19 protein-coding genes and 1 tRNA gene are annotated in these 25,584 nt (G+C 43.7%); 17 read left to right on the plus strand and 3 right to left on the minus strand.

What is annotated here, in order from left to right; genetic code table 11:
• Positions 1-60: 60 nt before the first annotated feature.
• From ACNURT_RS06380 to ACNURT_RS06395, 4 genes are all read left to right on the plus strand, one after another.
• Entirely contained in the window at positions 61-1,101 is a 1,041-nt protein-coding gene (locus ACNURT_RS06380) for an outer membrane beta-barrel protein (protein ID WP_419701027.1), read from the plus strand.
• Between the two features lie 339 nt (positions 1,102-1,440).
• On the plus strand, positions 1,441-1,632 hold the full coding sequence (locus ACNURT_RS06385; protein WP_419701028.1) for a hypothetical protein: 192 nt from the start codon (positions 1,441-1,443) through the stop codon (positions 1,630-1,632).
• A 96-nt stretch (positions 1,633-1,728) separates the two neighbouring features.
• Complete coding sequence (locus ACNURT_RS06390; protein WP_419701029.1) at positions 1,729-2,859, plus strand: sensor protein KdpD; 1,131 nt, start codon at positions 1,729-1,731, stop codon at positions 2,857-2,859.
• Position 2,860: 1 nt separating this feature from the next.
• Positions 2,861-4,573: an ATP-binding protein gene (locus tag ACNURT_RS06395; RefSeq protein WP_419701030.1), complete on the plus strand. Its 1,713-nt coding sequence runs from the start codon at positions 2,861-2,863 to the stop codon at positions 4,571-4,573.
• A 428-nt stretch (positions 4,574-5,001) separates the two neighbouring features.
• Here ACNURT_RS06395 and ACNURT_RS06400 read toward each other — a convergent pair whose 3' ends face one another.
• On the minus strand, positions 5,002-7,083 hold the full coding sequence (locus ACNURT_RS06400; protein ID WP_419701031.1) for a beta-galactosidase: 2,082 nt from the start codon (positions 7,081-7,083) through the stop codon (positions 5,002-5,004).
• Between the two features lie 430 nt (positions 7,084-7,513).
• On the opposite strand from ACNURT_RS06400, the gene ACNURT_RS06405 reads away from it, so the two are divergent.
• From ACNURT_RS06405 to ACNURT_RS06420, 4 genes are all read left to right on the plus strand, one after another.
• Complete coding sequence (locus ACNURT_RS06405; protein ID WP_419701032.1) at positions 7,514-7,705, plus strand: hypothetical protein; 192 nt, start codon at positions 7,514-7,516, stop codon at positions 7,703-7,705.
• A 456-nt stretch (positions 7,706-8,161) separates the two neighbouring features.
• Positions 8,162-9,919, plus strand: a complete 1,758-nt coding sequence (locus ACNURT_RS06410; RefSeq protein ID WP_419701033.1) for a family 43 glycosylhydrolase — start codon at positions 8,162-8,164, stop codon at positions 9,917-9,919.
• Positions 9,920-10,197: 278 nt separating this feature from the next.
• Complete coding sequence (locus tag ACNURT_RS06415) at positions 10,198-10,704, plus strand: hypothetical protein (protein ID WP_419701034.1); 507 nt, start codon at positions 10,198-10,200, stop codon at positions 10,702-10,704.
• Between the two features lie 46 nt (positions 10,705-10,750).
• Entirely contained in the window at positions 10,751-11,707 is a 957-nt protein-coding gene (locus ACNURT_RS06420) for an acetyl-CoA carboxylase carboxyltransferase subunit alpha (RefSeq protein WP_419701035.1), read from the plus strand.
• Between the two features lie 159 nt (positions 11,708-11,866).
• Here ACNURT_RS06420 and ACNURT_RS06425 read toward each other — a convergent pair whose 3' ends face one another.
• Complete coding sequence (locus ACNURT_RS06425) at positions 11,867-15,019, minus strand: protein O-mannosyl-transferase family (RefSeq protein ID WP_419701036.1); 3,153 nt, start codon at positions 15,017-15,019, stop codon at positions 11,867-11,869.
• A 215-nt stretch (positions 15,020-15,234) separates the two neighbouring features.
• Between ACNURT_RS06425 and ACNURT_RS06430 the strand changes: the two genes are divergently transcribed.
• From ACNURT_RS06430 to ACNURT_RS06465, 8 genes are all read left to right on the plus strand, one after another.
• Positions 15,235-15,305 (plus strand) — tRNA-Gln (locus ACNURT_RS06430).
• Between the two features lie 158 nt (positions 15,306-15,463).
• Complete coding sequence (locus ACNURT_RS06435) at positions 15,464-16,408, plus strand: ribose-phosphate pyrophosphokinase (protein ID WP_419701037.1); 945 nt, start codon at positions 15,464-15,466, stop codon at positions 16,406-16,408.
• A gap of 141 nt (positions 16,409-16,549) precedes the next feature.
• Positions 16,550-17,134: a 50S ribosomal protein L25/general stress protein Ctc gene (locus ACNURT_RS06440; RefSeq protein WP_166090502.1), complete on the plus strand. Its 585-nt coding sequence runs from the start codon at positions 16,550-16,552 to the stop codon at positions 17,132-17,134.
• A gap of 144 nt (positions 17,135-17,278) precedes the next feature.
• Positions 17,279-17,638, plus strand: a complete 360-nt coding sequence (locus ACNURT_RS06445) for a four helix bundle protein (RefSeq protein ID WP_419701038.1) — start codon at positions 17,279-17,281, stop codon at positions 17,636-17,638.
• 104 nt (positions 17,639-17,742) lie between these two features.
• Positions 17,743-18,303, plus strand: a complete 561-nt coding sequence (gene pth / locus ACNURT_RS06450; protein WP_419701039.1) for an aminoacyl-tRNA hydrolase — start codon at positions 17,743-17,745, stop codon at positions 18,301-18,303.
• A 109-nt stretch (positions 18,304-18,412) separates the two neighbouring features.
• Positions 18,413-20,860, plus strand: coding sequence for an outer membrane beta-barrel protein (locus ACNURT_RS06455; protein WP_419701040.1), 2,448 nt, complete (start codon positions 18,413-18,415; stop codon positions 20,858-20,860).
• A 62-nt stretch (positions 20,861-20,922) separates the two neighbouring features.
• Complete coding sequence (locus tag ACNURT_RS06460) at positions 20,923-21,273, plus strand: Spx/MgsR family RNA polymerase-binding regulatory protein (protein WP_419701041.1); 351 nt, start codon at positions 20,923-20,925, stop codon at positions 21,271-21,273.
• 201 nt (positions 21,274-21,474) lie between these two features.
• Positions 21,475-23,460, plus strand: a complete 1,986-nt coding sequence (locus tag ACNURT_RS06465) for a M1 family metallopeptidase (protein WP_419701042.1) — start codon at positions 21,475-21,477, stop codon at positions 23,458-23,460.
• Between the two features lie 155 nt (positions 23,461-23,615).
• Here ACNURT_RS06465 and ACNURT_RS06470 read toward each other — a convergent pair whose 3' ends face one another.
• Positions 23,616-25,352, minus strand: coding sequence for a thiamine pyrophosphate-dependent enzyme (locus ACNURT_RS06470; RefSeq protein ID WP_419701043.1), 1,737 nt, complete (start codon positions 25,350-25,352; stop codon positions 23,616-23,618).
• 94 nt (positions 25,353-25,446) lie between these two features.
• Between ACNURT_RS06470 and ACNURT_RS06475 the strand changes: the two genes are divergently transcribed.
• Positions 25,447-25,578: a hypothetical protein gene (locus ACNURT_RS06475; RefSeq protein WP_419701044.1), complete on the plus strand. Its 132-nt coding sequence runs from the start codon at positions 25,447-25,449 to the stop codon at positions 25,576-25,578.
• Positions 25,579-25,584 lie beyond the last annotated feature (6 nt).

The following is a 25,584-nucleotide window of genomic DNA, read 5'->3' on the forward strand; positions in this document are numbered from 1 at the left end:
TTTCCCCGAGCCTCGCAACCCGAACCCCGATCCTTTCTCTTAGAGATTATACCATATAAAATGAAACCCTTACTAATTATATCAGCAATTATTTTAATAACCAGCCTGGCAGCAAAAGCCCAGGACAGCACTAAAACAGATCCGCCGTTAATTATATCCGGCTCTGTAGATACTTATTATAAATACGACTTCTCTGGACGAAAAAACAATATACCAACCAGCTTCGCTACCGATCAAAATTCTATATCCATTGGCATGATCGATCTGGGACTGAAGAAAAAAGTTGGGAAGGCGGCATTTGTGGGCGAGTTGTCATTTGGTCCGCGGGGGCAGGAGCAATCCATCCCTAATGCAGGTGCCAATAATAATTCGTTCCATATCCAAAACCTTTATATAGCCTATGATTTAACTGATAAACTGGTACTAACAGGTGGTTATATGGCTACCTTCATTGGTTATGAAGTGATCAGCCCTACAGGTAATTTTAACTATTCCACTTCGTACCTGTTCACCAACGGTCCTTTTCAGAATGCCGGCTTTAAGGCCACCTATGCATTTACTGATAAGGTAAGCCTGATGGCGGGTGTGTTTAACGATCAATGGAATGCCTATAAATCCGCCAATAGTGTAAACAATTTTGGCGCGCAGTTAACCATAGTGCCCGTAAAAGGCTGGACGGCCTACCTGAACGTGATCACCGGTAAAACTTCGGGAACGGAGTTCGACCTGACCACGGCTTACCAGATCACAAATGCCTTTAAACTGGGACTGAACGCTGCTGATTATAAAGCCAACAACGGCATAACCGGTGGATTTACAGGTGTGGCGCTATACCCACAATACGCGGTGACAAAAGCAGTGACCCTGGGTTTACGTGGAGAATATTTTAAAACAAAAAGCGGCGACCTAACCTTAGCTGGTCCGGTACCGGGAGAACATGTTACCGCGGTAACGTTTACCGCTAATATTAAGGCAGGCCCGTTATCGCTGATACCTGAGGTTAGGCTCGACGGCGGATCGGCGGAAGGATTTACAAACCGGTCGGGCGATCCGACCAAAACTGCCTCTCAATTTGTTTTGGCAGCGGTGTATGCGTTTTAGGAGCCTCACCCGTGTGATAGTCGAGTTGTAGAACTGACTCACCCAGTTTACGCTTCGCTGGACCACCCTCTCTGCGACAAGTCGCAAAGCGGGTAAAAAAGAAAGAAAAATCCCCTCTATGCGCGAAGCGGAGAGAGGGGTGACAAGCGTAGCGAAGTCGGGGTGAGTCGATGGAGATCAGGGTGACAGCCTTCTTAGGTGAGGCCGAAGATATGTATGATTGTTTTCTATAATTAATGTTTGGTTGTTAATTATAAGTTTGGTTGACGAACATTCATACTATAAAAGGGGATTTTTCGGAATCTCCTTTTATTAGTTTTATAAAAAAAATTATTAACGATGAAAATGCTAAGTTTAGATATAGGTAGGGCTGTGCGGTTAAATGCCGCACAATCGACTCACCCTGTCATCGCTTCGCTCGACATCCCTCTCTTCGCCTACGGCGTAAAGAGGGAATCGAAGGTTGAAAAAAAGAAGGTTGAAAAAAATAAAACTCTCTCCCTCTTTGCAGCGAAGCCGGAGAGGGCTTAGGGGAAATAAAATCCCCTCTATGCGCGAAGCGGAGAGAGGGGTGACAAGCGTAGCGACGTCGGGGTGAGTCGGCACCACTTGATAATAGAAACATAAATGAGCGAAGAAAATAAAGAGCAGTCTGTTGAGCATTTCCTGGAACTTATAAAACGTTCAAGGAGGGGTAAATTTAAGGTTTACATAGGCATGAGCGCCGGTGTGGGTAAAACCTACCGCATGCTGCTGGAGGCCCAGGCCCTGATGCGTAATGGCATCGATGTTAAAATAGGCTACATTGAAACTCACGGCCGTAAAGAAACCGTGGCTCAACTGGAAGGCTTGCCGGTAATACCACGCCGTAAGTTATTTTATAAAGGCAAAGAGCTGGAAGAGATGGACCTGAAAGCTATCATCAGCCTGCGCCCCGAAGTGGTGGTGGTTGATGAATTGGCTCATACCAATATTGAAGGCAGCAGCAACGAAAAACGCTGGCAGGATGTGATGGAGATCCTGAACGCGGGTATCAACGTGATCAGCGCGGTGAACATCCAGCATATGGAAAGCCTGAACGAGGAAGTGCAGCGCATTACCGGGGCAACCATAAGCGAGCGCATCCCCGATAAGGTTTTGCAAATGGCTGATGAGGTAGTGAATATCGACTTGACTGCCGATGAGTTGATCGATCGTTTAAAGGAGGGGAAGATATATGATGAAAAGAAAGTACCGCTGGCGCTCAGTAACTTTTTCCAGGCCGAGCGGATACTGCAGCTGCGGGAGCTGGCCCTGCGCGAGGTAGCTCACCAGGTTGAACGGAAAATTGATACCGAGATACCCAAAAACATTAAACTGCGGCCCGAACTTTTTTTGGCCTGCATTAGTACCAATGACGCGTCGGCAAAAATAATTATCCGCAAAACGGCCCGGTTGTCGTCATACTATCGTTCTAAATGGTATGTGCTATATGTACAAACCTCGCGCGAAAGCAGCGATAAAATAAACCTGGCATCGCAGCGCCACCTCATCAACAATATGAAACTGGCCACGCAGCTGGGCGGCGAAGTACTTAAAGTAAAAAACGATCACATAGCTAAAGCCATTTGGGAAACGGCCGAAAAATATGATATCACCACCATTTGTATTGGTAAACCGAGGTTTAAATTTTACCAGTTGATCATGAAAACGGCGGTGTTTACCCAATTGTTAAATAAAATGTCAAAAACTGATATTGACCTTGTAATACTATCATAACATGACCATTAAAAATAAACTGCGTACAGGCATAGGTTTTTTGTTTGTACTATCATTCATCTGCTGCGGGTTGTCGGTGTATTTCCTCAACCGTTTGTCGGCCGATGCTGGTGCTATTCTAAAAGATAACTATAAATCATTGCAGTACGGCCAGCAGATCCTGTCGGCTGTTGATGCAGATGGCGGACCGCTTAGCCCGTCGCAATTAAAAATAATTGAAACTAACCTGGTGCAGGAGGAGCACAACATTACCGAGACCGGCGAAGGCCAAACAGCTGCTTCTCTGCGTTCCGTTTTTGAGGAGATCAAACTGCAAAATCACGATGCCGCTAAGCTAACCGCATTACGCGTGCAGGCAAGGCAATTGGTTTATAAGTTTATGCAGCTAAACATGACGGCCATTTCCCATAAAAATGATATTGCCAAAGGTACAGCCAAGCGTGCCACCATACTGGTTGCTTTTTGCGGGGCGTTCTTATTCCTGGTGGCTTTTAGTTTCGCGGTTAATTTCCCGGGTTATATAGCTAACCCTTTGAAGGAGCTTACCGCCCGCATCAAAGAGGTATCCAATCGTAATTATCATCAGCAAATTCATTTTAAATCAGACGACGAGTTTGGCGAATTGGGGCAAGCCTTTAACAACATGACCCGTAAGCTGGATGAATTTGAGAACAGCAACCTGGCCAGTATCCTTTTTGAAAAGAAACGGATCGAAACCATCATCAATTCTATGCACGATGCCATTTTAGGTCTGGACGAAAAAATGATCATCATATTTGCCAATGAAGTAGCCTGCTCATTGATAGGCATGACCGCCGATCAGCTCAATGGCCGTTATGCACCTGACGTGGCTACCGAAAACGACCTGCTGCGTAATCTATTGGTAAATGATCAGGCCAGGCTAAAAATATTTGCCGATAACCGCGAGAGTTTTTATTCGCGCGAGTCGCTCTCAGTAAGCAGTAAAGACAGGGTGATAGGCAAGGTGATCATCCTGAAAAACATTACCGAATATCAGCAGTTGGATGAGGCTAAAACCAATTTCATCGCCACCATATCGCACGAATTAAAAACCCCGATCTCATCCATCAAAATGAGTCTCAAATTATTGGAGGATGTGCGTATTGGCGATGTAAATGCCGAGCAACGGCAACTATTGGAGAACATTGAGGAAGATGCCCGCCGCCTGCTGCAAATAACCGGCGAACTGCTGGATATGGCCCAGGTTGAAACGGGTAAGCTGCAACTTAACTTTGGCAAAACCCATCCCAGAAACATAGTGGATTACGCGGTAAAGGCCATCAAATTTATAGCCGATCAGAAACAGGTGACTATCAAGGTCGACTGTGATGAAAACCTGCCCGATGTTCACGCTGATCTGGATAAAACCACCTGGGTGCTTATTAATCTGCTGTCCAATGCCATCAAATACAGTCACGAAAAATCAACGGTAGAACTGGTGGTGAAAAAACGCCATGCCGACGAGATCGAGTTTTCTGTACAGGATCATGGCAAAGGGATAGAAGAGCAATACTTGTCGCGCCTTTTCGAACGCTATTTCAAAGTCCCCAATGCCACCGCCGATCAAACCGGCACAGGCCTGGGCCTGGCTATAGCCAAAGATTTTATCGAAGCACAATCAGGCAAGATCGCTGTAGACAGCGAACTGGGTGCAGGCAGCAGGTTTGCGTTTACGTTGAAGAGGGTAGCTTGATGCGCTAATACCCAAAGGGGCTGTCACGCTGAGTTCCATTGAAGAGTCGAGCGCAGATGCCTGCCCACCATGCTTCGAAATCAGCATGACAATCATCGCTGTCCGAAGTCTCTGACTTCGGATTAAATATGCTTGTAGTCTCTGACTACAGGCATAGGATAACAAGATTTAATTTTGCGCCGCGGTAGTTGAAAACTACCGCATAATCGTTCAAAGTCAGAGACTTCGAACAGCGGAGAGCTGCCACTCTGAGCTCCGTCGAAGAGTCGAGCGCAGATGTTCGCCCTCCATGTTTCGACAGGCAGCATAACAACCCCTTTTTACGTCTGTAGAGACGTATATTTGCGTCTCTCAATTGCATGGCAACCCGGATATATGCCATCTCATCTTGAAGGGAGACGCATATTTGCGTCTCTATAACAAGAAAATTAATCAACCTCAATGATCTTTACATCCCAGGGTGCAAGCTGTACAGCGGTATTTTTACTTACACTATTTCCGGATAACAGTTCCTTACCATTGTTATAAGGATACGTGAAACTGGTTTCCTTATTCGAATAATTGAAATAATAGTGAACCGTTTTTCCTTTTTGATTAACACCCGATTTGGTGATGACAGGGAAGGCGATCTGCTGATCCTCATTCCATAAGCCTGCTTTTTTAACCGCGTCGGCCAGGAGCTTATCGGTCACCGCGCTGGTGGTAAGGCAACCTATGTAAGTGGCTATCCCTTTGCCATAATTATTTTCGGTAATGGCTGCATACTTACCCCAAACCGGGTGGTCGTAATAGGCCAATACTTTGGCTGTGGTAGGGGTTATCAGTTCCATCCAGGTATTGAGCTTTTTATCAGCATCGCTTAAGCCCAGGTCGCCTTTGAGCGATACATTTTCGGGTACTGTGAACTGGCTGTAGTAAATACCGCAAGCCTCCTCAATAATGCCTGGCTGGTGCTTGGTACGAACCTTTACGTTTTCGTCAGAGAAGCCGCTTTTAAAAGTATAAATAATATGACCGCCGTTTTTTACAAAACGGTTTAAACGCTGCAGCAAACTATCGGGCGCGGCATACAGCAGAGGCACGATGAGCACTTTATAATTTTCGATACTTGAGCTGCTGGGGTCAACAAAATCACAGGGAATGTTCATGTGGTAAAGGCCATCGTAAAATTGCCGCAATACCTCATTATAACCGGTGCGTACACCCCATCCAAAACCAAAGGCTTTGAAACCGCTGAGTGCCTCATTGCTGAATAAGATAGCTACTTCACTTTTCTTTTTGAGGTTGATGAGTTGCGGGCTTAAGCGGGCAAAATCCCTCCCGATGGTTTTGGCTTCGTTATAAACCGGGTTGGGTTCAAAATCATGACTCAGCAAGCCTTTCCAGTAAGTTTCGGCCGAGTTGTGGATGGAGTGCCAGGGCCAATACTCCACCATGTTGGCGCCCGAGGCCAGGTGACTAAAAGCCTGCAACCGGAGCTGCCCGGGGTAAGGTGTCCATTGCGGAAAGCCTTGTGCTTCGGTTTCCATCACCAGGTAATTTTTAACACCCTTCATGGAACGCGCCACATCACCTCCGAATGAAATTTCGGCGCCGGTTAGCTTATCCTGGCTGGCATGATAAATATCAACACCGGCAATGTCCAGCGCTTTTGCAGCGGCAAAATGGTCAACCTCGGTTTGTATACCAAAGGAGTAACCCCGCCAATCAAAATCAAAATTATGGGTGATAAACTGATCAGGGCGTTTATATTCCCTGATAATAGCAGCCTGCCAGGCCATATAATCGGTAACCAGTTGCCGCTGAAACTTGGCAAACTCAGCAGCCAGACTGCCGTTGATGGTACCGTTCATCGATGGGAAATCGTCCCAGTTATTGATGCGGTTGCTCCAGTAATCCAGGCCGAATATCTTATTGATGTTATCCAGCGTTTTGTATTTGGCCTGCATGTATTTCACAAACAAAGCCTGCACATTTGGCCCGGATGTACCGTATGATTTGGTTTCGTTATCCACCTGGTAACCGATCACAGCCGGGTTATCCTTCACATGCTCCATGATCTTCCGGATCACCCGGTTGGCATAAAACTTAAAATCAACATTGCTGATGTCCATGTTTTGCCTTGCCCCGTACTGGCTTTGGCCCGATGGGGTAATAGCCAGTATTTCGGGGTGCTTTTTCACCATCCAGGTAGGTACGGCATAAGTAGGCGTACCAATAATTACACTGATACCGCCTTTGTGCATGGCGCTCAGCACCCTGTCGATGTGGGTGAAATCGAACACGCCATCCTGCGGTTCCACCGTGCTCCAGGTTGATTCGGCTATGCGTACCACATTAATACCGCAATCCTTCATCATCTGCACATCTTTGTCCAGCCTTTCATAGGGCATGTACTCATCATAATAAGCCACGCCGTATAAGAGTTTGGTCATTTTTGGGTATTGGGCAAACGTATGTCCGCAAAGACACAATTGCAGCAGCAAAAGCAGCAGGTATTTCTTCTTCATGAATAGCTTTCTTAGGGAAAAGGGTTTCAGGAGATGAATGTACAAATTAATTGTGTTTTTAACACACAATAATAAAAATGTTTTTTTTAGAGGCGCTGGGGATTTGAACGCTGGCATCAACTCACCGATCTGCACTTCGCTGGGTCACCCTCTCTCCGGCTACGCCGCAAAGAGGGGATACACCTTTTTTCTCGCACGTCCTTGCGGAGGAGGAACGACGTGGCAATCCCCGATATGCATAGCGTCTCTGTAAGTTGGGGATTGCCACGCTACGCTCGCAATGACGTTACTTTTTATTTCCTCCGTCAGCAGAACAGCTTCGGGCGAAATCAGGCAGAATAAGTTGGCCTGTGCGGTGGCAAGGGCATAGCGAACCTTACCTGAAGCGGGTGGTATGGGCGAACGAAGTAGAGGTAAGGTTTAGCAGCCCGTGGTTCTGCTTGATTTGCAGGGTAAAGGCCATGTGCGCAAAGAAGCATTTCTGCTGAAAGCCTTTTTGGGTACTTTTGTGGCGACAAAAGTACCTGGCCCTCCCGCGGCCAAGAGCGGGTATTCGTCAAGTGAAGCGGCTCTGTACAGTTTAGAGATTATTAATGTTGTGTTTGTTTTTTATGGGCATTAATGAGCTCCCTTCGGTCGGTTGTCTTCGTACCTCGCAATGACGTTGTTTTTAATATTTTCCCAACCCTCTTTCCAGCGAAGCTGAAGGGTGATGCAGCAAAGCGCAGATCAAAGGTGAGTCGCCCCATTGCACATCCCAAACATTTTTTGTATCTTTAAATATACCACAGGCCGGCCCTGCTTACTTTGAAAACTGTAAGCAGGGCTGTTTGGTTAAAGGGATAAAATAGCCCCCAAACCGACCGTTTGGTATGTGGCTATTTGACTATAAGTAAAGTATTACTTTTTAAAGTTTTTTAAACTGCCCAAAATCGAGTTAAAATTTGTTAAAAAGTGTTAAAATGGATGGTTTTGAATGAATTTTTGAATGTTTTTAGCCCGTTTTTGAACAGAAAAATGTTAAAATAGAAGGTTTAAGAAGTTTTGGCCTGTTTGAATTTTATAAGTTTATAAAACCATGAAAATTTGTACACGTATTTTACTCCTGATATTATGCTGCCACGGTCTGCTGCCGGCGCAGGCGCAAAATAAAAAATTAACCTACTGCAATCCCCTCAACCTTGACTATGGTTATACACCCTTTGCCGACTTCGCCGCCTGGGGCAAGCACCGCGCCACCGCCGATCCTACCGTCACCTTGTTCAAGGGGAAATACTACCTGTTCAGCACCAATCAGTTTGGCTACTGGTGGAGCGATGACATGCTGAACTGGAAATTTGTGTACCGCAAGTTCCTGAGGCCCTACAATCAGGTTCAGGGCGATGAGCTTTGTGCTCCCGCAACCCTGGTTCTGGGTGATACCCTGCTGGTTATAGGTTCAACTTATAATAAAGATTTTACACTGTGGATGAGTACCAACCCCACGCACGACGACTGGAAGGCCGCTAAAGACTACTTTAAAGTGGGCGCCTGGGACCCGGGCATGTTCGCCGACGATGATGGTCGGGTTTACATCTACCATGGCTCCAGCAACACGCTGCCGCTTTATGGGCAGGAGATAGACCGTAAGACCTTTGAACCCATCGGTCCTAAAAAAGAGCTGGTCAAACTAAACCCCGAAATACACGGCTGGGAACGTTTTGGCGAGCATAACGATAATGTTTTCCTGCTGCCTTTTATCGAAGGCTCCTGGATGAACAAGCATAATGGTAAATACTACCTGCAGTTCGGGGCACCTGGCACCGAGCAAAGCGGCTATGCCGACGGTGTTTTTATAGGCGATAAACCGCTGGGACCGTTTATCTATCAAAAGCATAACCCCTTCTCGTACAAGCCCGGTGGCTTTGCCAAAGGAGCTGGGCACGGGGCCACCTGGCAGGATAAGTATGGCAACTACTGGCATATCTCTACCATGGGCATCTCGGTAAAAAACAATTTTGAGCGCAGGATCGGTTTCTGGCCTGCTGGTTTTGACAAGGATGGCGTGTTGTATACCAATACAGCTTATGGCGATTACCCGCATTATTTACCGGCCAGTCCCGAAGATCACCTGAAAAGCAACTTTACCGGCTGGATGATTCTCAACTATAATAAACCCGTGGAAGTATCCTCAACCCTGGGCGGGTATGAGCCCAATTACGCAGTTGATGAGGATATCAAAACCTATTGGAGCGCCAAAACAGCTAACAAAGGCGAATGGTTTAAAACCGACCTGGGCCAAGTGAGCACAGTAAATGCCATACAGATCAATTATGCCGATCAGGATGCTACGTTTATGGGTAAATCGCTGGGTGTTTTTCACCAGTATATCGTTTATTCTTCATTGGACGGAAGAACCTGGAAACCGCTGATCGACAAAAGCAAAAACAAAACCGATGTACCGCATGACTATGTAGAACTGAAAACTCCGGCCAAAGCGCGTTACCTCAAAATGCTGAACCTGCACATGCCGACTGGAAAGTTCGCCCTATCAGGCTTCCGAGTATTTGGTAAAGGGGCGGGGGCAAAACCGGATACGGTTCAAAGTTTTATCGTACTACGGGGCGACAGCGAGCGTCGCAATTCCTGGTTAAAATGGAAACCGGTGGATAATGCCACAGGCTATACCATATACATGGGCATTGCGCCCGATAAACTGTATAACAACATGATGGTATACGGTAAAAACGAGTACTATTTTAACGGTATGGATAAAAACCTGCCTTATTATTTCCAGATCGAATCGTTTAATGAAAACGGTATTTCAAAGCGGTCAAAAGTGGTGAAAGTGGAGTGAAATTAACCATATTCATTTCGAACGAAGAGAGAAACAAAAAGCGGGGCTGTCACCCTGAGCTCCGTCGAAGGGTCGAGCGCAGAGGCCTACTCACCATGCTTCGACGGGGCTCAGCATGACACCCTTTTTAGAAGATTTTTCGCTGCCCTCAAAAGATAGTTTCTCCTCGTACCTCCTTCGAAATGACATGCGTTGGGTTTGTTTGTAAATACATTAACTTTTAGTTATTTTTTTTCGTTGGATGCCCTAATAGTTGAGGTTTTTTCGTAAAATGCCACATGCTAAGATCAATACTTCCACTTATTACCATTTTGTTCTTTTGTAGCGCGGTTCAGGCGCAGCAGGCGGATAGTACACTGAAAAAATCGCCGGTAAAAACATTGACCGATAAACAATATACCGCTTTGTTGAATGGTGAGGATGTGTATAATAACCTGGCATTGCCCGCTCAAATCAATCATTTTCCGATGCCCGACCAGGCGATCAAATTTAAAAAAGAGCTGGGACTGAGCCCAAATCAGGTAACCAAAATTACCGCGATTGCTACTGAACTGCACCGCAAAAGGGTGGAAATGGGTTCGTTCATTATTAAAAATGAGCAAACTTTAGATGAGCTTTTTCGTAAACAGCGCTTAAATAATGGCGATGTAATATTTTATGCCACGCGCTCCGGGTTGTACTATGGCGAGCTCAGAAACGCCATTTTACAGGCTTGCTTAAGCACCGGCGACCTGATGGCTCCCCAGCAAATTAAAAAGCTGGAAACTTTACAAAACCCTAATTGATAATATACCGTAGGATTTACTTAATTTAGCGGCCCAAATAAATAGTATGAAGATTACTTTTGATTTTGAAAAGCCACTGGCTGAGCTGATACAGCAGATTGAAAAGGTGAAGCAGGTGGAGGATAAAAACAAGCTCGACATGTCTGCAACCGTAGCCGAACTGGAAGCCAAGCTTGATGCCGCTAAAAAGGATATATATTCAAATCTTTCCGGCTGGCAAAAGGTGCAGATCTCCCGTCATCCCGAAAGGCCTTATACCCTTCAATATATTGAATTAATGTGCGATGATTTTATTGAATTGCACGGCGACAGAACAGTAGGCGACGATAAAGCCATCATTGGCGGCTTTGGAACGCTGAACGGTCAAACGGTGATGTTTATCGGTCACCAAAAGGGGCGTAATACCAAAGAGCGCCAATATCGCAACTTTGGCATGGCTAATCCCGAGGGTTACCGTAAAGCATTAAGGCTCATGAAAATGGCCGAAAAATTTAATAAGCCTGTTGTTACCCTGATAGATACCCCTGGAGCCTTCCCTGGTTTGGAAGCGGAAGAGCGCGGACAAGGAGAAGCCATTGCTCGCAATTTGCTTGAAATGGCGGTGTTAAAAGTGCCGGTGATCTGTGTGATCATAGGCGAAGGCGCATCCGGCGGAGCTTTGGGTATAGGTATTGGCGATAGAGTACTGATGCTTGATAACTCCTGGTATTCGGTAATATCTCCCGAAAACTGCTCAACCATCCTTTGGAAAACCTGGGAAAATAAAGAACGTGCCGCCGAAGTATTGAAATTGACTTCGACAGAGATGTATAAAAATAAATTGATCGACGGTGTGATCAAGGAGCCTCTTGGCGGTGCTCATCAGGATCCCGTGGCTATGGCTTCCATTCTGAAAAAGCAATTGCTTAAAGACCTGAAAACATTGGGCGAACGCGACATCAATGAACTGGTTACCGAACGTATTGACAAGTTCTGCAACATGGGTGTTGTAAACGAAGGATAATAAAGATATGATCTATATAAAAAAGCGACTTATGTCGCTTTTTTTGTTTTACGATAAAGGGCTGTCATACTGAGTTTGTCAAAGTATGGTGGGCAAGCCGCTACGCACGCCCTTCGACAAATTCAGGGTGACAGCCCTGCTTTTATTTATTAAGGTACTTTACTGTTTGGGTGTGATACCAAATTTCGTTTCAAAGCCTTTTAATTGTGCACTGAATTTGGTGTTTAGTTCCGTCTGTTTAAAATCTTTGGTAAAGCCTACCAGTCCGCTCAAAATTTGTATGGAGTATTGTACATCGCGATTATTATCCAAACTGATCTCGTTGCGCTGTAACAATGCATAGTTATAATTGAGCAGGTTATTTACATAATCGTCTACCTGGTTAGCCAGTTTGTTGGCCAATGGGATGTCACCCAAACGGTAGGAGCTTTCGATCATATAAAACTTACGTACAGCAACCTCGGTTGAGTTAATAATGCCTGGCATCACTTCGTCATATTTTTTCAGGGTGTTTTTAGCCAGGTCGGGATGTCCTTCTTTCATCAGGTTATCAGACAAATTAGAATAAAGTCTGGTAATCAGCGGGTAAAACATAGTCATGGATTCATGATCAAGGTAACGTGCTGTTTTCATATTACCCCACTTAAATTTAGTCATCATGTTATGGTACATCACCGGGGTATTGCTATTTTCGAGTGCGTTAGAAGCCGTGTCAGGTTTCAATGGCATTAAACGATAAGCGAATCCCTCATTGTACAAATATTTGTCGAGGCCTATCATGTTATCATTGGGTACGGTCACCGAAAAATAGATCGGTCGTTTCCAGTTATTGTGGGATAGGATGTCCATCATCGCCAAAACATCTTTGGTCACATACCGGCCGCTGAAGGTCCAGTCCATTTCGGATACTATCTTATCCTTTTCGGCAGCCGGAACGGTACCGGTTTGTACCACCTGGTTAGGGTCAATGGTCAATTTAAAGTTTTTGGTAGGCAGGTAATTGGCCATGTCACCATTATTATATTCTACCATGGTTGATTTATCGTCTGAAGTGATAAAGTCAAAAACCTCTTTCAATTCGGTAGAACCGGCAACTTTCTGATCATTAAAATAAATCACATCGCGCACGCCGGGTTTAAACTTGTCGTTCGGCATACTGATAGGCAATGGCTCCGACTCGTTCATCTTATTTTTCATGCCGCGTATGTACCAATCGGTACCCAGCAAGCTCAAGTTCACTATACGCACATCCGGACGCACATTTTCAACCTCCTGTATATACCAAAGCGGGTAAGTATCGTTATCGCCATAGGTAAATAAAATGGCGTTAGGAGCACAAGAGTTGAGGTAGTTATAAGCCATATCATGTGGCGTAAGCTTGGTAGAGCGGTCATGATCGTCCCATTCCTGGTTGGCCATTAATACAGGAGCTGCCAGTAAGCAGATTAGTGTGGCTATAATGGCGCTTGTTTTGGCATTGATCTTTTTGGACAGAAAATCGGCAATAGCCAGTACACCTAAACCTATCCAGATAGCAAAGGCATAAAAGGATCCCGCATAAGCATAATCTCGCTCACGTGGCTGCAAAGGATCCTGGTTTAAGTATAATACAATGGCCAAACCCGTAAAGAAGAAAAGTACCAATACCACACCCGCATTGCGCTGATCGCGCCAAAAGTGGAAGAACAAGCCGATCAGGCCGATAATAAGCGGTAAAAAGAATAAACGGTTATAGCTTTTACTTTCTGTAACTGCATAGGGTAGCGGCTTGCTGAAATCCCACCCGCTTAACCAGGAACCATCGATACCGCCTTTACCATCAATGGCTCCGGTTTGCCCATCAAGATCGTTGGCACGACCGGCAAAGTTCCACAGAAAATAACGGGTATACATTTGGTTTACCTGCCAGGTGCCAAAAAAGCCCAGGTTGGTAGCAAAAGTAGGATGCTCTGTTTGGCCTAATTTGCTCCATGCACGGTAAAAATCCGGATGACCAGCCTTATCGCTAAACATACGCGGGAAAGGCGTATTACGGTCATAAACAGTGGTCAGTTTTTTACCGGCCACTTCATATTTTGTTTCACCACGACGATAAAGTGTGGCCCCTTCGGTTTGTTCGATTGGCGTTGAATCAAAAAATTGTCCGTAAAGTAATGGCGTATCACCATACTGGTCGCGGTTCAAGTAGCCGTTAAGTGCGAAAGCGTTTTCAGGGTCGCTGTTATTCAGGTTAGGATTTGCTTTGGCTCTTACCACAATCATCACGAATGAGCTGTAACCAAACAGTATAAATAACAGGCAAATTAAAAAGGTATTTAAAGCGAAACGTTTTTCGCGGATCTTAACTACGTACTCCAGCAGTGCTAATACTGCTAAGCCAACAACCACGCCTATAATTCCGGCACTGATGCCCAATACCAGTATAAAACATACTACCGCTACAATAATGGCCGGTTTTTGCGGCTTAATGGTATAGTATATGCCTGCTACGATGGTGGCGATGAGTAAAACAAAAAACATGACTGCACCGCTGCCAAAGCCCATGCCTAAAGTATTCACAAAAAGCAGATCGGAAAAGGCCGCGCCTTTTACCGTATATTGAATAACACCCCAAAGTACAAAGGCCACAGCCACAATGCCGGCAAAAAACGCCCAGAAAGTACCTTTGGAGGTAATGTTTTTTGCCCTGCGGAAGTAGATCACCAGTGCAATAGCCGGTATTACCAGCAGGTTTAATAAGTGAATGCCTATGGATAGACCCATCACATAAGCAATAAACACGATCCATTTATCGGCATGGCGCTCATCAGCATAGGCATCCCATTTTAATATAGCCCAAAATACAACGGCTGTACATAAGGATGATTGGGCGTAAACTTCAGACTCTACGGCTGAAAACCAGAAAGTATCAGACCAGGCATATGCCAGGGCGCCAACCAGGCCCGCACCTATAATGAGTATCAGATTTGCGGTGCTGATGTCTTCGGCTTTTTTAACCAGCAGTTTTTTTGCCAGGGCGGTAACCGTCCAAAACAGGAACATGATAGTGGCGCCGCTGGATAAGGCAGATGCTATATTGGCCCAATAAGCCACTTTGGTATTATCGCCCATAGAAAGTAAGGTAAATACCTTTCCTATCATGGTAAAAAGCGGGGCACCAGGCTGGTGAGCCACTTGTAAACGGTAAATACAGGCAACAAACTCGCCGCAATCCCAAAAGCTGGAAGAGGGCTCTAAGGTTAAAATATAAGTTAGCGAAGCAATGATAAAGGCTACCCAGCCAAATATATTATTGATTTTTTTGTAGTCCATGTCTGAATTTTACAATGCGAAAAAAGGTTGAATGCAGCCCGAAATTAGTAAAAGTATTATGATGTTAAAACCAAAAATGCCGGATTAACACTTTTTAGGCTCGTTTTTCGCCTTAAAACGCAATCAAAAATACTTTTTTCAAATTCTTTTTGAGAGTTAAAAAATCGTCTTATATTTGCATTCCTTTTCGGGGAGTAAAACAAACCAAAGGAGATTGCCTGATAGTATAATGGTAGTACGACGGTTTTTGGTACCGTTTGTCTAGGTTCGAATCCTGGTCGGGCAACAAGAAAGATTTCGGATTTCTGATTTTCAATTTCGGATTTAGGTCTGATAGAAAATTGAAATCCGAATTGTTTTTTATACGGGCTGTATGTGTAAAGTGATTTAGATTAAGGATTAAGAAAAATCCGAAATCTAAAATCCCAAATCCAAAATAAGAAGATGCCATTACAATTTAATCCGGTTAAGTTATTTGCAGGATCAGGTTCTAAAGAGCTTGCGCAAAAAATTGCTGATGCTTATGGCCGCGAATTGGGTGACGTGGTGCTTTCACGCTTTAGTGACGGGGAGTTTCAACCACATTTTAACGAATCTGTAAGGGGATGCGATGTATTTCTGATCCAGAGTACCAACCAGCCTACGGATAACCTGATGGAATTGCTCATGATGATTGATGCCGCACGCCGTGCTTCATCACATTATGTAAGCGCCGTTATTCCGTATTTTGGATTGGCCCGTCAGGACAGGAAAGATAAGCCACGTGTAGCCATCAGCGCTAAGCTGGTAGCTAATTTGTTAGTTGCTGCAGGCATTAACCGTATCATGACCATGGATCTGCACGCTGCGCAGATACAGGGCTTTTTTGATATACCGGTTGACCACCTGGATGCTTCTATCATTTTTGTGCCTTATATCAAAAGCCTGGGTTTAGAAAACTTAACCATTGCATCGCCGGATATGGGCGGCTCATACCGGGCACGTAGTTTTGCCAAGTTCTTTAATGCAGAAGTGGTAATTTGCGATAAACGTCGTAAACGTGCTAATGAGATCGAGTCCATGACGCTTATTGGTGATGTGACCGATCAGGATATTGTGCTGATTGATGATATATGCGATACAGCCGGTACATTGGCTAAAGCGGCAGGATTAATTATGGAGCGTGGGGCACGCAGCGTACGCGCGGTTTGTACACACCCAGTATTATCGGGCAAGGCTTATGAAACTATCGAAAATTCGGCTTTAACCGAACTGATAGTTACGGATACTATACCGTTAAAACATACAAGCCCTAAAATAAAGGTATTATCTACTGCCGAACTGTTTGCAAAAGCTATCAGCAATGTGAACGAGCATGGCTCTATCAGCCAGTTGTTCAAGGTAGATTAAATAGAATGCTTATAGTTCATGGTTGATGGCTCGTCGTAGCCGGAAACATGGATTTTGATAGAATAAAAATATTTGTGCGGATTAGATACCATGAACAATGATCTATGAACCATGAACTTAACAAATAAATAAATACAAATAATGAAATCAATTGCTATTAGCGGTTCTCCAAGAGAGAACGTAGGGAAAAGAGACGCTAAAGAACTGCGTTATCAAGGCTTAGTGCCTGCAGTACTTTACGGTGGGCCAACACAATCCCACTTTGCAGTGTCCGCAGCTGATTTGAGAGCCGTTGTTTATACTCCGGTTGTTCATTTCATCGATCTTGAAATTGCTGGTGTTAAATCACAAGCTATTATTAAAGATATTCAGTTTCACCCTTTAACTGAACAAATTATCCACGTTGACTTTTTGTTGCTTGACGAGAAAAAGCCAATCACTATCGAGATCCCTGTTAAATTAACCGGAACTTCTCCAGGTGTTAAAGTGGGTGGTAAATTAGTTCAGAAATTAAGGAAACTGCGCATCAAAGCATTACCTAAAGATCATTTAGATGCTATTGAAGTAAGCATAGAAGCTCTGGAAGTTGGTAAATCAGTAAAAGTTGGTGAAATTAAATTGCCAAACCTTACAATCACCAATGCTCAGGAAGATACTATTGTATCTGTAACTACTTCACGTGCATTACGTCAGGCAGAGCAGGAAGCTGCTTCAGGTAAAAAGTAAGCTTTATCTGATTTGAAAAAAAGCGCCGGACTTGTGTCCGGCGCTTTTTTTTTGACAAAAGATGAAGGACGAAAAGACAAAGGACTTTTTTTAAACATTAGAGGATAAAAGATAAAGAATATCTTAGAGTGAAATAATTAAGATATGCTAAAACATAATTTCAGACAGCTTCGGATCTGGATTGATTCTGTGGAATTTTCAAAAGATGTTTATTTACTTACACAAAAGTTCTCTGCGGAACACCGGTTTGGAATATCAAATCAGCTTTATCGTGCCGCTCTTTCAATTCCTTCAAATATTGCTGAAGGCTCTTCAAGAAAGTCACAGAAGGATTTTAGTCATTTCTTATCAATGAGCCTCGGCTCAGCATTTGAACTGGAAACTCAATTAATCATTGCTGAACAATGTGAATTAGCTATAAATGTTGATTACCAGAGCTTGCTTACCAGAGTTCAAGCCTTACAAAAGCAGATAGCATCCTTTGAATATACAATTTCGCAATAGTTTTCTATATCAACGTTCTTTACCAAGGTCCCGTCCTTTGCTAAAAAATCCTTTGTCCCAAAGTCCTTTATCTTTTGTCCATAATCCTATCTTTGCTCCGCAAAATGAAATATCTTATAGTCGGTTTAGGAAATATAGGGCCCGAATATGCCGATACCCGGCATAATATAGGGTTTATGATACTGGATGAATTAGCCAAACAAGAGGGTGCAAAGTTTTATCACATGCGCCTGGCATATTACAGCGAAGTATCATTCAAGGGGCGTACATTGCATCTCATTAAGCCAACAACTTATATGAACCTCAGTGGCAAGGCGATGAATCACTGGATGAAGGAATTGAAAATACCTATCGAAAATGTATTGGTGCTTGTAGACGATATTGCACTTCCCTTGGGCACCCTCAGGTTAAAACCCAAAGGTAGCGCTGCTGGTCATAATGGCTTAAAACATATTGAAGCAACGCTTGGCAACAATAACTACGCCCGCCTCCGGTTTGGTGTAGGCGATAATTACCCCAAAGGCCGCCAGGTTGATTATGTTTTAAGTGGTTTTGACGATGATGAAAAGCCGGAACTTCCTGCGCTTATTGATCGCTCAATAGAAATGATCAAAAGCTTTGCTACAATCGGTACCGAATTAACTATGACCCGGTATAATAAATAATGCATCCCTCCGTTTCAATCGTAAACTAATCGCTTAGTTAAAATTTGTTAAATAATTTTTGCTGTATGCAACAGTTGTATAACTTACGGCGTCTTATCACTAAATCCTTATGAAACAATTTTTACTGACCCTGCTCTTCTGTTATCTTTCGGCGATTTGTTTTGCCCAGACTCAAAATTCGCCAACAAACATAACTGTTAAGGGTTCTGTAATTGACTCGACACTAAATAAACCCTTAGGTTATGTTACTGTAGCACTTCAGGATGCCACTACCCATACACCCGTAAAAAGTACGCTTGCCAAAGACGATGGAAGTTTTGAATTAAAGGCCCCGGATGGTAAAACTTACCAGCTGGTTGTTGCTTTTATTGGATATGCTACCAAGATTTTGCCCGTAAAACTAACCGGAAATGAATTTAATGCAGGTAAAATTTTATTGGCTCCCTCCAGTAAAGAATTAAAGGAAGTTACCGTAACAGCCGTACGACCAACCCTGAAGCAGGAAGTTGACCGCCTTACTTACGACGTAACCGCTGATCCTGAAAGCAAGGCTGTATCTGCATTGGATATGATGCGCAAAGTACCGCTTTTATCAGTTGATGGGGATGATAAGATCAGGCTCAAAGGGAGCGGTAATTATAAGATCCTGATCAACGGAAAAGAATCGGCATTGATGGCCAAAAGTCCATCTGATGTATTGAAATCAATGCCCGCCACCAATATCGAAAAGATAGAAGTGATCACTACGCCACCCGCCAAGTATGATGCGGAAGGTTTAACTGGTATCATCAACATTATCACCAAGAAAAACGCCGATCAAGGTTATAACGGCAGTGTCAATATGCGCTATAATTCTGTCTGGGGACCGGGGTATAACCTGAACGCTACCGTAAAACAAGGTAAATTTGGTCTTTCCGGTTATGCTGGTTTTGGTACACAGAAAGAAGTAACCGCCGCAACGCACAACACACAGACGCAATTTTTAAATAAATCAGTATCAAGCATATTAAATCAGGACGGTACCAATACCTTTAGCGGTAAATACAAATACGCCAATGCCGAATTAAGTTATGAAATTGATAGCCTTGACCTGCTCACTGGTTCATTTGAGATCTTCCAGGGGCATTTTGATCAAAATGGCTCCTTGCAATCAAACCGGGTAAACAATGTAGGGACACTTGATGAGGCTTACCGAAATGCCACTACCAGTAACAGTAAAGATAAGGGAGCCGATATCGCTATCAATTATCAGCGGAATTTTAAAAACCACAAAGATGAGCTGTTAACCTTGTCGTACAAATACAGCTACTCCCCAAGCGATCAAACAAGTTCAAACGCATTTACCGACAGGTTTAATTATGATGATGTGAACAATCCCGATTTCAGGCAGCGTAATAACGCGGGTAACCGGGAGCATACCATTCAGCTTGATTATGTATATCCGCTTAAAAAACTAAATATCGAAGCAGGGGCTAAAGCCATCCTGCGTAATAACTTTAGTGATTTTGGTCGCGAAGATCTTGATCCTGCTACAAATGAGTATGTGGTTAACACCGGGCAAACAAGTACGTTTGACTATCACCAGGATGTGACCAGTTTTTATAACTCCTATCAGTTAAAACTAAGTAAGTGGACGGCAAAAGCCGGTTTACGCATTGAACACACAAAAGTAAGTGCCGATTTTACGGGTACACCACTTGATAGGGGATATAACAACCTAATACCATCTATATCCCTACAGCGCAGTTTGAATAGCAGCAGTATTAATTTCGGTTTTACACAGCGTATACAACGCCCGGGTATATACCAACTTAACCCTTTTGTTGATAATTCAAATCCTAAATTTATCAGCACCGGTAATCCGGATTTGCGCCCGGAGCTTAACAACACCTTTGAACTTACCTATAGCAACTTTAAAAAGGCATCTGTTACAGTGGGTTTAAGCTACGCGTTCTCTAATAACTCTATCCAAACAATAAGCAGTTTACGTGATACGGTAACCTATACCACCTATCAAAACCTGGGTAGTAACCGCACACTGGGCTTCAATATCAATACCAATTTTTCCATCATCAAACCCTTGACTGTTAGTTTAAACGGGCAAATTTCACATATTTGGCTAAAAGGTATTTATAATAGCGATTTTTTCAAAAATGATGGCTACATCGGTAATGCATTTGCCAGCTTTACCTATAAACTAGGTGATACTTACAGATTTGGCTATAATGCCGGTTTCTTTAGTGGTGACGTAACCCTGCAAGGTAAATCAAGTAATTTTATTTATAATTCATACACTGTTGCCAAGGATCTTTTCAAGAAAAAATTTACGGTAACACTTGTAGCGAATAATCCTTACAGCAAATACAGGGCGTTTACCAATACCACCAATACACCAGATTTTTCTCAAACCATCAGCCGGGAAAATCCATACCGTCATTTTGCTATCAGGCTTAATTATAAATTTGGTAAGCTCAATAGCGATATTAAAAAGAATCAGCGCAGCATCAATAATGATGATACCAAAGGTGGTGGTAAAAGTAGCGGTGCCAGTCAGTAAGATTGCGTATTAGATTAAAAACACCTGACATATTTTCGGCGCAAAAAGGATAAATTAGCCCGATGAAAGTTTACGGAATAACTAACTGCAATACAGTTAAGAAAGCGCTTGACTGGTTAAAGGAAAATAAGATTGATTATAATTTCCAGGATTTTAAGAAATTAGGTGTAAGCAGCGAGAAATTACAGGAGTGGGATAGCAAAGCCGGGTACGAAAAGTTCCTGAATAAGCAAGGCCTTACCTGGAAACAACTTGATCCTGAGGTAAAAGAAAGTGTAAAAACCAACACTGATGCGCTTACACTATTGCAGCAAAAAACCAGCATGATTAAAAGGCCGGTTATTGAAGATGGCGACTTTTTGTTTTTTGGTTTTGATGAAAAAGTTTACCAATCGCACTTTTTAAACAAGTAAGGGCGGGATATCTTCATATTCTTTAATTAATGTCTGTAAATCTTGTATATCTACCTGATTTATAGGCTTTGTGTTTGTTTAATCAGTAATTCAATAATTCATTAAATCAATAATTAATATTCTGGTAACAATCGTTTTACCCGGACGTTCAAAAACGTTTTTTTGTAGTATACTTGCTGTATACATACAAAAAATATTGAAATGAATTTAAAACTGATGGCCGGTTTCAGCATGGCCTTTATGCTGGCGGTTAGTGTAAGTGATGCTCAGCAGACCGCTTCAACTAATGCGCCTGCTTCTGATTACAATTATCATGAAACTTTTGGGCCTGGCTTTTATACCAAAAATGGTACAGAATACCGTGCCGCAAGCGGCGAACCAGGACCTAAATACTGGCAAAACCGGGCCGATTATCAATTGGCTGCAAAATTGAATGATCAAACCAATGAGATTACCGGTTCTGAGGTTTTAACTTATACCAATAATAGTCCGCAGAACCTGGACTTTTTATGGATGCAGCTCGACCAAAACCTGTTTAAATTAGATTCACGCGGAACAGCTATCGTGCCGCCTGCCGGCAGCCGTAACTGGGGGCGTGGTGAGGTGTTTGATGCGGGCTACAAAATAAAATCTGTAAAATACGCTTTGGGTAAGGGTGAATTTGCCGAAGCGAAATTTTTGATCAGTGATACCCGCATGCAGGTTTTTTTGCCTAAGGAGGTAACAGCCAATGGCGGGCAAGTTAAACTTAAAATTGAGTACTCATTTATTCCGCCAAACTATGGATCGGATCGTATGGGTTACCAGGATACCAAAAATGGTAGGATTTATACTATTGCCCAATGGTATCCGCGTATGTGCGTATATGACGATGTAATGGGATGGAATACCCTGCCATACACAGGTCCGGGTGAATTTTACCTGGAATATGGTGATTTTGACCTGAGCATCACTGCTCCTGCAAATCACATCGTGGTAGCATCCGGCGAACTGCAAAATCCGCAGGAGGTTTATACACCTGAACAACAAAAACGCTGGGCCGAAGCTGCTCAAAGCGAAAAAACAGTAATGATCCGTACTGCCGATGAGGTTAAAGACCCTAAATCGCGCCCGGCAGGTAAAACAGAACTAACCTGGCATTTCAAAATAAAGAATGCACGTGATGCTTCATGGGCTTCATCGGCCGCGTTTATTATTGATGCCTCCAAAATGGATTTGCCAAGCGGTAAAAAATCAATAGCTATTTCGGCCTATCCGGTTGAAAGTGACGGCAATGATGCCTGGAGCCGCTCAACAGAATATGTAAAAAAATCAATTGAATATAACTCTGCCAAATGGTTTGAATATCCTTACCCTGCTGCAACAGCTGTTGCCGGTATTGTAGGGGGTATGGAGTATCCGGGTATTGTTTTCTGCGGATACAGGGCAAAGAAAAACGCGCTTTGGGGTGTAAATGATCATGAGTTTGGCCACACCTGGTTCCCGATGATAGTAGGTTCAAACGAGCGTATGTATGGCTGGATGGATGAAGGTTTTAACACTTTTATCAATACGCTTTCAACCGCCAATTTTAACAACGGTGAGTATAAAAATACCCACCAGATAGATATGCACCGCACCGGCGAATTTTTCACTAAACCAGAACTGGAAGCCATAATGAGCCAGCCGGCCAACCTGAAAGAAAGAAATACAGGTACATTACTGTATGCGAAACCGAGTGCCGGTTTGGTTTTATTACGTGAGCAGATATTAGGCCCCGAACGTTTTGATTTTGCTTTTAAAACCTACATTAACAGGTGGGCATTTAAGCACCCAACACCTGATGATTTTTTCCGCACTATCGAAAATGCATCAGGCGAGAGCTTGCAATGGTTTTGGAGAGGCTGGTTCCTGAACGACTGGCGCCTGGATGTAGCGGTTAGCGATGTGAAATATGTTGATGGTGATGCCTCAAAAGGAGCTATGATCACCATAGATAACTTGGGTAAAATGGCTATGCCGGTTATCCTGGAGGTAAAAACCAAAAGCGGTAAAACAGATCGTATTAAACTGCCGGTTGAAATTTGGGAGCGTTTTGCTTCATGGACATTCAAATATCCATCAACCGAAGAAATTGAGTCAGTTACTTATGATCCTGATAAAGTACTGCCCGATTATAATCCTGACAATAACGTTTGGAAGAAATAAAAGCAAAGGGTCCGGTTAGCCGGGCCCTTTGCTTTTATCCCCGTTATGTCATTGCGAGGCACGAAGCAATCTCCTCGCGTTCTCACTGATGAGAATAGCTACGCGATTGCTTCGTCGTTCCTCGCAATGACATGGTTTATGGATTTGTTTTAGACTTATAACAAATCCTTCAAATGTTTATAGTTTGATTTTACAGTATCCAGAACTTCATCCATATGGCCGTTAAGCATCAGTTTGGTCATCGAAACCGCCATGCCTTTCACTTGTTCAAACTCAATTTTAGGCGGCATTGCCAGCGCGTTCGGGTCGGTAAATACATTTACTAAGGCCGGGCCGTCAAAAGCCAGTGCTTCAGTAATTGCCTCCTGAACATCTTGCGGGTATTTGACAGTAATACCCTTAATGCCCATAGCCTGCGCTACTAAAGCGAAATCTGGATTGTACATATCCGTTTGCCAATCGGGTAGGCCGGCAACTTCCATTTCCAACTTCACCATACCCAGGGAACGGTTGTTAAAAACGATGATCTTAACAGGTAATTTATATTGGACAATGGTAGCCAGATCACCTAACAACATTGACAACCCACCATCGCCACAAAGTGCGATTACCTGCTGACCGGGACGAGCCAGAGCAGCGCCAATGGCCTGCGGCATGGCATTAGCCATTGAACCATGATTAAAAGAACCTATCATTTTGCGCTTGCCAGTAGCATTGATATAACGGGAACCCCATACGCATGACATACCGGTATCCACGGTAAATATAGCATCATCATCAGCTGTTTTATCCAGCACACTGGCTACAAATTCAGGATGTATCTTATCCTGCTCGCCACTGTCGTTTACATAGGTTTGCATCTTTTCTTTTACATCGGCGTATACTTTAAGCTGTGCCTTTAAAAAGCTATCATCCTGTTTTTGACCGATCAGCGGGAGTAGCGCTGTTAACGTATCTTTAACGTCGCCGCATAACCCCACATCCACTTTAGCGCGGCGACCAATACGTTCAGGTTTGATATCTATCTGTACAATTTTGCAATCCGTAGGCATAAATGGAGTGTACGGAAAATCGGTACCTAATAATATCAGCAGATCACTTTCATGCATGCTATGATAGGCCGATGGCAGGCCTAAAAGCCCCGTCATGCCCACTTCGTTAGGATTATCATACTGAATATCCATTTTAGCCCGGAAAGAGTAAGCTACCGTAGCATGAAGTTTTTGAGACAGGGCTACTACTTCCTTATGCGCTTCGCCTGCACCTATGCCGCAAAAAATAGTGATCTTTTGGTGATGATTGATCAAAGCGGATAATTTTTGCAAATCCGTATCTGAAGGCCTGATTACAGGAACAGTGTTAAAGTTTTGGGTTGATGTATTGATCTCCACAGCATCCATACTGGTAATATCGCCTGGCAACCCAATTACTGCCACTCCTTTCTGGTGTAATGCACTTTGTATGCCCGCCTGCAGCATGCGTGGCAACTGCCTTGGAGTAGCGGCTACCTGGTTATAATAGCTGCAATCATCAAACAGTTTTATGGTATTGGTTTCCTGGAAGTAATCGGTGCCAAATTCAAAAGTAGCTATGGTTGAAGCAATGGCTATAACCGGTGCGCCAGAACGGTGTGCATCATACAAACCATTAATGAGATGAACATGTCCCGGGCCGCTGCTGCCCGCACAACATGCAAGGCCGTTCAGCTGCGCTTCTGCTCCTGCAGCATAGGCGCCAACTTCCTCATGACGTACATGTACCCATTGTATATCACCTGCCCGCCTTACAGCGTCATTTACTTCGTTAAGGCTATCGCCGGTAACGGCATATATTCTTTTTACACCAGCGCTTGCCAGCATTTCTACCAGTTGATCTGCAACGTTTTTCGCCATGGTTAGGTTAATTTATGTTTTGATATTTATAAAGCTAACCACAGAATATGATGTGGGTTTTAAAAATTGTAAATTGCTGTAAAATATGACAATTATGGAGCGAATAGTTATTGTAGCTTATAAACCAAAACCGGGAAAAGCAGATGCCGAAGTTTGCGATTATGTAAACCTGAATAGCCTAAGCGAAACCGCAAATATGTTTGCTGAATTTATCCCGGCGAACTGATCCGGC

Source organism: Mucilaginibacter sp. NFX135 (genome assembly GCF_048565145.1).
In the GTDB taxonomy this organism is placed as follows: domain Bacteria; phylum Bacteroidota; class Bacteroidia; order Sphingobacteriales; family Sphingobacteriaceae; genus Mucilaginibacter.

Coding starts and splice junctions, on each gene's coding strand:
- ACNURT_RS06395 (WP_419701030.1), top strand. CDS start 2,861: ATGACCATTAAAAATAAACTGCGTACAGGCATAGGTTTTTTGTTTGTA.
- ACNURT_RS06415 (WP_419701034.1), top strand. CDS start 10,198: ATGCTAAGATCAATACTTCCACTTATTACCATTTTGTTCTTTTGTAGC.
- ACNURT_RS06380 (WP_419701027.1), top strand. CDS start 61: ATGAAACCCTTACTAATTATATCAGCAATTATTTTAATAACCAGCCTG.
- ACNURT_RS06475 (WP_419701044.1), top strand. CDS start 25,447: ATGGAGCGAATAGTTATTGTAGCTTATAAACCAAAACCGGGAAAAGCA.
- ACNURT_RS06435 (WP_419701037.1), top strand. CDS start 15,464: ATGCCATTACAATTTAATCCGGTTAAGTTATTTGCAGGATCAGGTTCT.
- ACNURT_RS06425 (WP_419701036.1), bottom strand. CDS start 15,019: ATGGACTACAAAAAAATCAATAATATATTTGGCTGGGTAGCCTTTATC.
- ACNURT_RS06440 (WP_166090502.1), top strand. CDS start 16,550: ATGAAATCAATTGCTATTAGCGGTTCTCCAAGAGAGAACGTAGGGAAA.
- ACNURT_RS06410 (WP_419701033.1), top strand. CDS start 8,162: ATGAAAATTTGTACACGTATTTTACTCCTGATATTATGCTGCCACGGT.
- ACNURT_RS06400 (WP_419701031.1), bottom strand. CDS start 7,083: ATGAAGAAGAAATACCTGCTGCTTTTGCTGCTGCAATTGTGTCTTTGC.
- ACNURT_RS06445 (WP_419701038.1), top strand. CDS start 17,279: ATGCTAAAACATAATTTCAGACAGCTTCGGATCTGGATTGATTCTGTG.
- ACNURT_RS06385 (WP_419701028.1), top strand. CDS start 1,441: ATGAAAATGCTAAGTTTAGATATAGGTAGGGCTGTGCGGTTAAATGCC.
- ACNURT_RS06420 (WP_419701035.1), top strand. CDS start 10,751: ATGAAGATTACTTTTGATTTTGAAAAGCCACTGGCTGAGCTGATACAG.
- ACNURT_RS06460 (WP_419701041.1), top strand. CDS start 20,923: ATGAAAGTTTACGGAATAACTAACTGCAATACAGTTAAGAAAGCGCTT.
- ACNURT_RS06470 (WP_419701043.1), bottom strand. CDS start 25,352: ATGGCGAAAAACGTTGCAGATCAACTGGTAGAAATGCTGGCAAGCGCT.
- pth (WP_419701039.1), top strand. CDS start 17,743: ATGAAATATCTTATAGTCGGTTTAGGAAATATAGGGCCCGAATATGCC.
- ACNURT_RS06465 (WP_419701042.1), top strand. CDS start 21,475: ATGAATTTAAAACTGATGGCCGGTTTCAGCATGGCCTTTATGCTGGCG.
- ACNURT_RS06455 (WP_419701040.1), top strand. CDS start 18,413: ATGAAACAATTTTTACTGACCCTGCTCTTCTGTTATCTTTCGGCGATT.
- ACNURT_RS06390 (WP_419701029.1), top strand. CDS start 1,729: ATGAGCGAAGAAAATAAAGAGCAGTCTGTTGAGCATTTCCTGGAACTT.